The following is a 10,286-nucleotide window of genomic DNA, read 5'->3' on the forward strand; positions in this document are numbered from 1 at the left end:
ATTCAGCCTCTTATTGCGGATACCGCGGGTGCAGATCGTCGATGATGATCGGATGCGCGTGCGGGCGAGCGCCCTGCAGATGCGGATGGTCCGCTGGCAAGTCCGGATGGCTGTGGGCTACGGGGGATGCGCTGTCCTTGGGCCACAGGCGCTGCGCGGCGATCAGCCCTGCCCCGGCCAGAAGCGCCAGCGCCAGCATCGCCGTGGCTCCTCCCCAGGCGGCCATCAGCCAGGCCGACAGCGGATAGAAAACCAGCCAGCAAGCATGCGACAGGGTGAACTGCGCAGCAAAGATGGCCGGCCGGTCCGCCGCATGGGCCGACCGCGCCAAGAGCCGCCCCGAGGGTGTCAGCACCGCAGACCAGCCCGCTCCGATCACCGCCCAGCCAATTGCCAGCCGTGCAAACGTCAGCGGTTCAGCAAACGCGGCCAGCGACAGGCTGGCCATACAAGCAATGCTCAGCCCTGCCCCGGCCAGCATGACAGTCCGGTCCGGCAGCCGTTCCAGCAGCCGCGGCAGCAGCATGGCAGACAGCATCGACCCGCCGCCGAACGCCGCCAGCGCCAGCGCCACGGAGCTTTCCGGCAGCGCCATGCCTGCGCGCACCAGCACCACCGTGTTGACGATCACCATTGCGCCGATGGCAGACACCACCCAATTGAGCGCCAGCAGCCCGCGCAGCCGCGGCGTCCTCAGATAGTTTCGGAGGCCCCGGGTGGTGCGCTCCCAGACCGGCCTCGGCGCCTTGGGCGCTGGCGACGGCAGCACGATTGTCAGCAGCAGCAAGGCGGACCCGGCGAACCCCGCCGCAGTGCCCCAGAACAGCGTGCCGGAACTGACCACCAGCAGCAGCGCCGCGGCCAGCATCGGGCTGGCCAGGCTTTCCAGCTCAAACGCCAGCCGCGACAGGGACAGCGCTTGGGTATAATCCTTTTCCTCCGTCAGCACGTCGGGGATCGAAGCCTGGAACGCAGGGGTGAACCCGGCAGAGGCCGACTGCAGCACGAAGATCAGCACATAGACCTGCCAGACCTCGGAAACAAACGGCAAACAAACCGCTACCGACATCCGCACCAGATCCAGCCCGATCAGCATCTTCCGCCGGTCGGCCTGTTCCGCCCAGGCGGCCGCGACCGGGGCCACGGTGACATAGGCCACCATCTTGATCGTCAACGCGGTGCCCAGCACCAAACCCGCGCGCTCGCCCGCCAGATCAAAGGCCAGAAGCCCCAGCGCCACAGTGGCCAGCCCGGTGCCGGTCAGCGCGACGATCTGGGCGAGAAACAAATGCCGGTAGGTCCGATTGCGCAGAATGGAAAGCATGGGCGGCGGGGTCCTTGGGCTGGGAGCGTTGCCGTCACTTTGGCCGTCCGGATGCAACAAAGGCAATCCCTGGAATGACGCGGACGAAGCGGTAGAGGCGAAAATTGTCAGCTGACAATTTTTAGTTTCCCGCAATACGCAAGCGAACCAAGGCGGCGCTTCGATCAGCCGGAATTGTTTTCGCCGACGGGCGCTCGTTGCGCTGAGAACCCGAACCGGGTGGAAGAATTGTCAGCTGGCAATTCTGCTCCAGCGGCCTGACCAGGCAGGCTTCAACCAGTTTGCAGGGCAGGGAATGCGCAAACACCAGGGGGCAATTCCAAGCCTGCTACCCAACCGCAAAACCGCCTTAGGCAAAAATTGTCAGCTGACAACTTGCCTCGCCCCGGCAGTCTGAAGCAGCGCATTCAGCATCGGAGCGGTAGAGAACTGACCGGCCCGTGCCTTTTGCGCCAGACGCCGCAGATAGGCGCCGGGGCTTCGGATAGAGCCCAGCTTCTCCAGAATGCACATTACGGCAGTTGCCGCATCTTTGCGGCCCATAGCGGCGCGTGCATCGCTGAGAACGGGCATTTCGATCCCCATCATCGGCGACAACTTCTCTGCAATCCGGTCTGCATCCTGCCAGCTGCGCAGCCCGCCCGGATAGTAGCTTTGCACTTCGGGGCAGGCGCGCAGGACGGTGGTCAGGTCATTGGCTTTCTCAGCTGCTCTAACGTTTGAATCTGAATGCTGGGCCTGAGGGGAGGGCGCTTCGGCTTGCGCCGCTTCAGAGTCAGAATCTTTTTTTATTGAATACTGTATGTGCCGCTCATTCCGGCTGCCGCTGGCGCTCAAAACGCGTGCAGGAGTCTTGGAGACCTGGGGGGCTTCCGCAGGTGTACGGCTGGCAATTTCACCACGCAGGGCTTCGGCCATATTGTTCAATTCGGTTTCACAGGGTTTGCGGCGCAGGAGTTTGCGGGCAGCTTCCAGCAACTCAGCAGCGCCGCACGCCAGTTCCTGCAATTCCTGCCGCAGTACGGCAACCCGGTCGCGCAGGACCGCCAGATGCTCGGCACGTGCCTTGGCCTCCAGCGCGGCGTCAAAGATCTGGCCGGCGTGCCGGGCGAGGGGGGACAGATCGAACCCGAAGGCCAGCGCCGTTTGATCGCCGCTGCGGCGCGCGTAGCGCTTGCGGTTGGGGCTGTTTTTCCGGCTGACAATGCCGATCCGGGTAAGAGCGGCCAGATGGCGGCGCAGGGTGCTTTCGGGCATCCCGTTGAGCCGCTCCATCAGCTTGCGGTTCGACGGGAACACGACAGCGCTGTCCGGCTCCGCAGGCAGCGCCCGGTCTGGAAAGAAGGTGAGCAAGGCCTTCAGCACCCCTAGGGTGCGGTGGCTCAGCTCGAATTCCGCGGCGGCGTGCGTGAGCGCAGCCAGAAGGTCCCACTTGTCGTGGGTACCTGCCAGCCGGCCGCACGGATCCTGCCGCCCAAATGCGATTTGGGACGCCTGTTCCATGATTTTTTCACGAAAGACAAAAAATACCCGCCCCCATGCGGCGCATGGAGTTGACACTGACGAGTCTGAGAGGCTATTCCAAAGGTGCTAAATCTGAGAACGGCCTTCTGGGATGTAATGTCCTGGGGGGCTTTTCTTTTGCCTGCTACGTGCCTCCTGTCCTGTTTTCTCTGCTCTTGTTACTCTTCCGGCTGCTCAGGCTGGTCTTGCTGCCAGCGGCCGTGAAGCTCTGCCATGATCTCCTCCGCGTGGGCGTCGAACCAGGTGTCAAAACCGGGCGTGTCCTTGCCGGAGATCGTCAGGGTGATGCCCTTGGCGGTGGTCTTGATGCCTGCGACCTCAGCGCCGTTGCTGCCGGGCAGGGCGCGCGTCTTGGGCGGGGCAGGGGCTGGTTCCGGCGCCTGGGTCACCCCCTGGGCGTGCTTTAGAACGGCCTCGAACCGCCCGTCGGAGTCATAAGTCGTGAAATCGGGCCGGTTTGTCCGGGTGTGGGCCCGGGACCGTGCCGCGGGGTCGTCGAACAGCTTGACCAGCATCATCCAGCGGTCGCGGCCAATGCCGGGGGCAGAACCGATGGCCCGCAGGAAGGGCAGATCAAAGGCAGTGCCGACCTTCAGCATCCGCGACACCATCGGCAGGTCGATGGACAGCGCGGCGGCAATTGTCTGCCGTCCATAGCCATCCGCTTGCAGCTGCGCCGCAAAGGCAGCCTTTTCGATAAAGCTGAGGTCCTGGCGCGAGGTGTTTTCCTGGCCCTGGGCCATCACCAGTGCGTGGTCGTCCAGCTGGCGCACCATCGCCTTGACCGGCAGGCCCAGCTCGCGCAGCGCCTTGAGACGGCGGCGGCCATAGACGATTTCGAACCGCCCCTGCGTCTTGGGATGCGGGCGCAGCAGCACCGGCACCTGCTGGCCGTAGGTCTGCAAGCTGTCCTTCAACTGGTTGAAGGCGGCCCCATCCATGCCCAGACGGTCCTCGTAGCCCGCGTCTTCGATCAGGGCCGTGTCGATTTCCTGCACCGCGCTTTCCTGCAGCTTGCTGAGCGAGGATTGCAGCGCCCCGACCGCGCCGCGCGGCATCATCTTGGGTTTCGGCCCGCCAGCGGATGCTGCCGGGCTGTTGAGTGCCGTGCTGAGAATGCCTTTGCGTGCCATCAACGCCTCCATGCTTGTTGAAGGAGCGACTCTATTTCATCGTTCACTTGATTGAGTGAATCCACCGCACGGTCATAGGTTGACCTGTGAAACTGGGATCTTTCGACCTCATAAACCGTCTGCTGGGTCAGGCCCGCGTCGGAAATCGCGGTGGATTTCAGCATCGGGGCGACCATGACCTCCTCGCCGAAAAGCTGCCGCATGAATGCAACCACCTGTTGCTGCGGTCCGTCGTTCGGCTCGTAGCGGTTGATCAGGAACCGCAGGAAATCGAACTCCAGAGCTGCCCCGGCATTCGAGACGACATCCAGCAACTCGGCCGACATCTGCAGGAACTGCGACATCGAGGCGATGTCGAGCATGTTCGGCACCACGGTGATGATCACACCGGTGGAGGCGCAGAGCGCAGACATCGTCAGATAGCCCAGCTGCGGCGGGCAGTCGAAGATGATCACGTCGTAATCTTTCTCGACTTCCTCCAGCGCTGCGGCCATGCGCGCGAAAAACGCGGGCTGCACGTTGTTGATCAGCGCCTGCGGGGTCTCATGCTCGAACTCCTGCAGGATCAGACCGCCCGGCGCCAGGTCGAGGCCGGTGAAATAGGTCTGTTGGATGATCTGGCGCAGGGGCAGGGGGTCTTCATAGCGGATCGCGTCATAAATCGTCCCTGTTTCCAGGAAATCGACCTCTGGCCTATAGCCGAAAAGCGTCGTCAAGGACGCCTGCGGGTCGATATCCACCGCCAGCACCCGGTAGCCCTTGAGCGCCAGCCGCTGCGCGGTGTGAATGGACGAGGTGGTTTTGCCCGATCCGCCCTTGAAGTTCAGGAAGGACAGCACCTGCACCTTGTCGCCCTCGCGGCGGCCGCGCAGGTAGGTGCCCGGCGTCTTGGCCGAGGCATCCAGGATCTTGCGCATTTCCAGCAGATCGGCCGCGGAATAATGGCGCCGGCCGCCCGGTGTGGTGTGCACCTCGGGGAATTTGCCTTCAAAATGCAGCTTGCGCAGGAAACTGGGGGAGATGCCCAGCATCTCCGCCGCTTCCCCGGCGCTGAACAGGCGCAATTCCTTCCTTGCATCCGGCGCAAAACTGGCCAGCATGTGGCTTTCGAGGGCCGCACTGAGGTTCTCCGCGTTTTCGCGGATTCGCTGATTGATGTGGAGTGCTACTGCCAACTGCTGCCCTCTCGATAGTAACGCTGTTTTGCGTCAGCGCTTTATTTATCGTTTCTATACGCAATGCGAACAGCGTTTTGCAATAGATTCCTTCATTTACAGGTTGCAGACCGGATATTAGGTTTTTTGCCGGCTTGCGGGAGTTGGGCAGAAAACGCTAATAAGTAACTGAAATGAATAAGCAAAATGACTTTCAGGACGAACGGGGCAGGGGAGGCGCCAAAATCGCTTCCGCACTGTGCACGATCCGCAACCGGAGTCCGCGCGCGACTCGCCCCGGCCCGGAAACTCCCGCAGAGAAAGCAAAACAGGCTCTAATCAGGGTCTATACAGGCGGTGACAACCCCTTCGCCCGCGCACCGGCAGCGGCTTCCGCGCCCTCAAGGCGGATCCTTCAAATGGAATGTCGGTTTTTGCAACCGTATTTCGCAATCCTGCAGGTGAAACCCCAATCCTTTGGCGAAACTGCCGGTCAAAGGAGATCCCTGCCATGAATGAGCAAGCCACTGTCCCGCGCACCCGCTCCGGCGGCCGCAACGCCCGCCGCGCCCTGCGCACCGCGCCGAAATTCGACATGCTGCCGGGCCTGACCCGCAACATCCCCCTGTGCGAGGTGATGGACGGAGCCCAGGTCGAGATGATCGACAATGCCTCGATGGACATCCTGGAGAATGTCGGCGTCCAGTTCCGCGACCCCATTGCGCTGCAGGACTGGAAGAAAGCCGGTGCCAAGGTCGAGGGCGAGCTGGTCTATCTCGACCGCGGCCTGGTGCGGGAGCTGATTGCAACCATCCCCAGCGATTTCACCTACCACGCGCGCGACCCCAAGAAGAACGTGCGCCTGGGCGGCAAGCACTCGATCTTTGTGCCGATGACCGGCGCGCCGTTCCTGCGCGACCTGGAGGACGTGCGCCGCAATCCGATGCTGGAAGACCTGGCGATGTTCCACAAGCTGGCGCATATGATGCCGGCCCTGCATTCCTCGGCCCACCACATTGTGGAGCCTTATGATCATCCGATCAGCCAGCGCCACCTGCGGATCACCTATTCGTCGATGAAATACTCCGACAAGACGTTCATGGGCATGACCACCAGCCCCAAGAACGCCGAAGACGTGATGGAGATGTGCGCGATCCTGTTCGGCGAGGATTTCCTGGAGGATCACCCGGTCACCACCGGCAACTGCAACGGCAACTCGCCGCTGGTCTGGGATGAAACCATGCTGGGCGCGATGCGCGCCTTCTGCAAACGCAAGCAGCCGGTGCTGTGCTCGCCCTTTGTCCTGGGCGGCGCCAACACCCCGGCCTCGGTCCCCGCGACCGTGGCGCAGCTGAACGCCGAGGCGCTGAGCGCACTGGCCTACACCCAGGTGATCCGCAAGGGCGCGCCGGCGATCTATGGCCACTACCTGTCGACCGTCTCGATGAAATCCGGCGCGCCGATGGCGGGCACGCCCGAGATTTCGCTGATGAACTTCATGATCGGCCAGATGGCGCGCTACTACGATGTGCCGTGGCGGACCTCCAACACCCTGGGCGGCGCCAAGACCTTTGACGCGCAGGCAGGTTACGAATCCGCAACCACCCTTCAGGCTGTCGTCCACGCCGGCGCCAACTACATCTGGCACTCGGCGGGCTGGAACGAGGCCGGGATGCATTGCTCGGTTGCCAAGTTCATCGTCGATGCGGAGCAATGCGCGATGGCTTACCGGATGGCGGAAGGCCCGAAATGGCACGACTTCGACCAGGCCATTGCGGCGGTTCCCGATGTCGGCCCCGGCGGCCACTACCTGGGCCACCCGCACACCCAGGCGAACTTCCAGGAAGCCTTCTTCATGCCGGAGCTGTTCGACAACAACTCGATCGAGCAATGGCAGGCCGAAGGCAGCGTCGAGATCACCGAACGCGCCCTGACCCGCGCCAAAAAGCTGCTGGCGGATTACGAAGAGCCCAAGCTGGATGAGGCGAAGAACGAGGAACTGCTCGACTACATCGCCCGGCGCGAGCGCGAAATTCCCGCGGCGGATGAGCTGAATCAGAGCTACTGATCTTTCCTCCCCGACTGGCCCGCCCCTTAAACCGGGCGGGCTTTCTTTTTTCAGGGCAAGCACAGGAAGATTGCGGGAAACCACATCCACTTACGCGCTTTGCCTGCGAATAATGGCCCTGAACCACTGCCAATGCCGAAGTCAGAGCGCTGAACAATACGCTGGTGAAACTGACGGCCCGCAACGTCTGGACGGGCGGGGACGAAACCTGCCCGTTTTGGCCCATCTGCGCCGGATCCGGCGCCGCCGGCACCTATTTCAAGACCTAAACCGGCCTTTCCGCTGCTGGAAACCGGTCGGCCCGCAGAATTCCTGGTGCTTACCCGGCCCGGCGCTCTGCAACCTGCGGGAAAGACCTGTTCTACAACTAAAAATGAGGGAAACCTTACACCTGCACCCGCATTGCGAGTGCAGCATTCCATTTTTGTAAGGAGAAAAACATGGAACGTAAGAGCATCCTCACACACATGCGGGCTATTGAAGACAGGTTCAACGCAGATGGCCTGACCCTCCATGTGTGTACCAACCCGGAACAGCTGCCAGCCCTTCTTGAGGATGTGGGAAAGAAGCGCGTCCATCCGATGTCCGAGGTCAGTGCAGACGACCTGAATTCGGGCAGGGCATTCTGGCTCTTCCTGAAAAGGGAAGACCGTTGCATTACCTGCATCTCGGCCAAGAGTGTGGACCTTGGAAGCAAGGACTTCGGGAACTACTTCCGGGGCCTCGCATCCTCCCGCTATGGCGGCCGCGACGGGGTCGTGGCGAGCGTCTCGCAGCCGCTGGTCGATGAATTCCAGGGCAGGCTTATCTACTTCGGCGGTATCGAAGTTGCGCCGGACGAACGGGGTGGCATCCGCAGGCTTGGCGATTTCGCACAATATGTGAAGCTGCTGGCCGCCTCGCGGTGGGACTTTGACTGGATGTACACGATCATTGCCTACAAGCACCGCCGCCTGGCGGATGACTACGGTTTCAACGGCAAATACCGTAACGCGATTTCCTGGGCGGATCCGGTTCCGGAAGGCCTGGCAAACGATCAGATGATCCTAGGCCTCAACGCGGTCCACTTCTCGCACATTGTCAGCAGTGTCGAGCCAGGTCAGCTTTGAGAAAACAGCAGTCACCGGCTCTCCTTGGGGGCCGGTGACCCGCATTGTCACCTTGCGGTAGCCGCCGCGCACCCGCAACCCCTTGATGAGCACGTCCAATTCTTCATCAGTGACGATGTACGGAACCTCGCTGAGCATTCTATGCGAATGCATTGCGCGCTGAATAATCTTCTCTTCGAAGGATCCGACGATGCGGTAAAAGTCACGGTTCCCGGCAAGCATCAGCCGCTCTGCGGCGGCGCTGCGCTTGCCGATCTGGATCGGGTGCATGATCCGGTCCGTAGGCTCTAGAGGCTCGTAGATGTCAATCTGGTCCTCAAACCACTCCCAGTTGTTCAGCTGACCGCCTTCCTGGTGGTACCAATCCAGAATGTGGTCCGTTGTCACGTTGAAACCCGCCCTGGAGCACGCGGCATGTTCCGTATTGGCGGCCTCTGCCGCCCACCAGCGGTTCAGTCGGGTTACAGACGACAGGTTTTCACCGGGGAGGTCAAAGAAGAACTGGATGGGAACGCGCAGGCCGGCGGAAAGAAGCGCCAGCGAGGACGCGGGGATTTCGCGGTTATTCCTCATCTGGCTTCGGAGCGTGCCGTAATTGACGCCCGAAATCGTGCAGGCTGTCTTCAATTTCACACCAGCGACCTTGCAGGCAGCATCAATGCGGTCAGCTATCATCCTCGCCTCAAAAGTTTACATATGTGAATTATTAAACCAATAGTTGACACCTATCAGTCTAAGCATCAACAATCAATGCGTGTGCGCAGTTTATGAATAGGCGAGTTTCTATTGGAGCAGACAGACAAAAAGTTTTTTCACGCCGGGGGCGGCCGGGACTTGTCCCAAGGCGAACGCGAGCTCCTGAGAAAGGCCTGCGAGGCGTCCGGAAGAAGCCTTGGCTTTTGGTCTGATCTGACCGAAGGACTGGACCAGAGGTCGCTTGCGCTGCTGGTCTCACGGGCCCACATGGTTTCGCCGGACATGCCGGAGTCTTGCGGTACGCTGACACGGGAGCAGAGCGAGGTGATTTCGATGCTATCGCAAGTTGGCCATCGCGACCGCGGGGTCTTTTTGCGTGCGCTGCGTGGTCTCATCGAGCTCCGGAAGGGGCGGTTAAACTAGCCCCGGCACCGGCAGACAGGTGGAAATCCTTCGCTGGCCTCATAAGGTTAGCAGTTAATGTCGCCCCTAAAGCGCCATCTGGACATTCCCTGTCACAGGCGTCGTCTGTTCTGCGCAGGTCTTCGGCCAGGTTATGATGAGTGTTGCGCAGCCGGTTATTGCGTGCTGTCTCACTGCTTCCGGGATCGTTCCGATGTCGCAGAACACGGTTCGCGCGCCCGGTTTGGCCGCATCAACGGCAATAACCACCGGCGTGCGCGGGGGGATGCCGAGGCGGAGCAGCGCGCCGCTTACGCGCGAGGCCTGCTGGACGGACATATAAAAGACAATCGTGGTTCCCGGCTTGGCATGGCGGGCACAATCGGGCAGCGGGTCGCCGGCCTTGCATTTCGCTGTGGTCAGCACCAGCGTGTCGGAAACGCCGCGTTCAGTCAGCGGAATGCCTGTTTGGGCGGCGGCGGCGCAGGCGGCAGTGATGCCGGGCACAATTTCCGCGTTGATCCCTGCCGCACGCGCCGCTTCCAGTTCCTCCGCTGCACGCCCGAAAATACCCGGATCTCCTGATTTGAGGCGGACAACGCGGCGGCCCTTCAGCACCTCCGCAACCATCACCCTGTTGATCTTCTCCTGCGGCCAGGAATGCGCTCCGACATGTTTGCCGACGAAAATCCGCCTGGCGGCGGGGGAGGTCAGTTCAAGGACTTCGGGGTCAACCAGGCGGTCGTAGAACACCGTGTCAGCCTGCTGCAGCCTGCGCACGGCCCGCAGCGTCAGGAGGTCGCTGGCGCCGGGGCCGGCCCCGACCAGTGCGAGTGTGCCGGAGGGGACCGGCGGTACGGAAAGATGTGTCATTTG

The 10,286-nt window shown here is 61.8% G+C and carries 8 protein-coding genes; 2 read left to right on the forward strand and 6 right to left on the reverse strand.

Going from position 1 to position 10,286, the window contains the following annotated elements:
- Positions 1–10 precede the first annotated feature (10 nt).
- The 4 genes from AC4HIX_RS11840 to repA all read right to left on the reverse strand — a co-directional run bounded on the left by AC4HIX_RS11840 (position 11) and on the right by repA (position 5,156).
- Complete coding sequence (locus AC4HIX_RS11840; RefSeq protein WP_475053528.1) at positions 11–1,324, reverse strand: MFS transporter; 1,314 nt, start codon at positions 1,322–1,324, stop codon at positions 11–13.
- Between the two features lie 363 nt (positions 1,325–1,687).
- The gene (gene repC / locus AC4HIX_RS11845) at positions 1,688–2,827 is read right to left on the reverse strand and encodes a plasmid replication protein RepC (protein ID WP_475053531.1); all 1,140 of its coding nucleotides are present in this window, start codon (positions 2,825–2,827) and stop codon (positions 1,688–1,690) included.
- 179 nt (positions 2,828–3,006) lie between these two features.
- Complete coding sequence (gene repB, locus AC4HIX_RS11850) at positions 3,007–3,981, reverse strand: plasmid partitioning protein RepB (RefSeq protein ID WP_475053533.1); 975 nt, start codon at positions 3,979–3,981, stop codon at positions 3,007–3,009.
- A complete protein-coding gene (repA, locus tag AC4HIX_RS11855; protein WP_475053536.1) occupies positions 3,981–5,156 on the reverse strand; it encodes a plasmid partitioning protein RepA in 1,176 nt (391 codons plus the stop codon). Before repA ends, repB begins: the two co-directional genes overlap by 1 nt.
- A gap of 490 nt (positions 5,157–5,646) precedes the next feature.
- Here repA and AC4HIX_RS11860 point away from each other — a divergent pair, with 490 nt between their 5' ends.
- A complete protein-coding gene (locus AC4HIX_RS11860) occupies positions 5,647–7,203 on the forward strand; it encodes a trimethylamine methyltransferase family protein (protein WP_475053538.1) in 1,557 nt (518 codons plus the stop codon).
- Between the two features lie 440 nt (positions 7,204–7,643).
- The gene (locus AC4HIX_RS11865) at positions 7,644–8,312 is read left to right on the forward strand and encodes a hypothetical protein (protein ID WP_475053539.1); all 669 of its coding nucleotides are present in this window, start codon (positions 7,644–7,646) and stop codon (positions 8,310–8,312) included.
- Here AC4HIX_RS11865 and AC4HIX_RS11870 read toward each other — a convergent pair.
- Both AC4HIX_RS11870 and cobA read right to left on the reverse strand, forming a co-directional pair.
- Positions 8,250–8,945: a hypothetical protein gene (locus tag AC4HIX_RS11870; RefSeq protein WP_490399106.1), complete on the reverse strand. Its 696-nt coding sequence runs from the start codon at positions 8,943–8,945 to the stop codon at positions 8,250–8,252. The genes AC4HIX_RS11865 and AC4HIX_RS11870 overlap by 63 nt on opposite strands.
- Positions 8,946–9,497: 552 nt before the next feature.
- On the reverse strand, positions 9,498–10,283 hold the full coding sequence (cobA, locus tag AC4HIX_RS11875; RefSeq protein ID WP_475053544.1) for a uroporphyrinogen-III C-methyltransferase: 786 nt from the start codon (positions 10,281–10,283) through the stop codon (positions 9,498–9,500).
- Positions 10,284–10,286: the final 3 nt, after the last annotated feature.

The organism is Leisingera sp., from assembly GCF_982940295.1.

What these genes read in the sequence shown, in the direction of transcription:
- AC4HIX_RS11860 (WP_475053538.1), top strand. Translation starts at nt 5,647, where the DNA reads ATGAATGAGCAAGCCACTGTCCCGCGCACCCGCTCCGGCGGCCGCAAC.
- AC4HIX_RS11865 (WP_475053539.1), top strand. Translation starts at nt 7,644, where the DNA reads ATGGAACGTAAGAGCATCCTCACACACATGCGGGCTATTGAAGACAGG.
- repC (WP_475053531.1), bottom strand. Translation starts at nt 2,827, where the DNA reads ATGGAACAGGCGTCCCAAATCGCATTTGGGCGGCAGGATCCGTGCGGC.
- AC4HIX_RS11840 (WP_475053528.1), bottom strand. Translation starts at nt 1,324, where the DNA reads ATGCTTTCCATTCTGCGCAATCGGACCTACCGGCATTTGTTTCTCGCC.
- repB (WP_475053533.1), bottom strand. Translation starts at nt 3,981, where the DNA reads ATGGCACGCAAAGGCATTCTCAGCACGGCACTCAACAGCCCGGCAGCA.
- cobA (WP_475053544.1), bottom strand. Translation starts at nt 10,283, where the DNA reads ATGACACATCTTTCCGTACCGCCGGTCCCCTCCGGCACACTCGCACTG.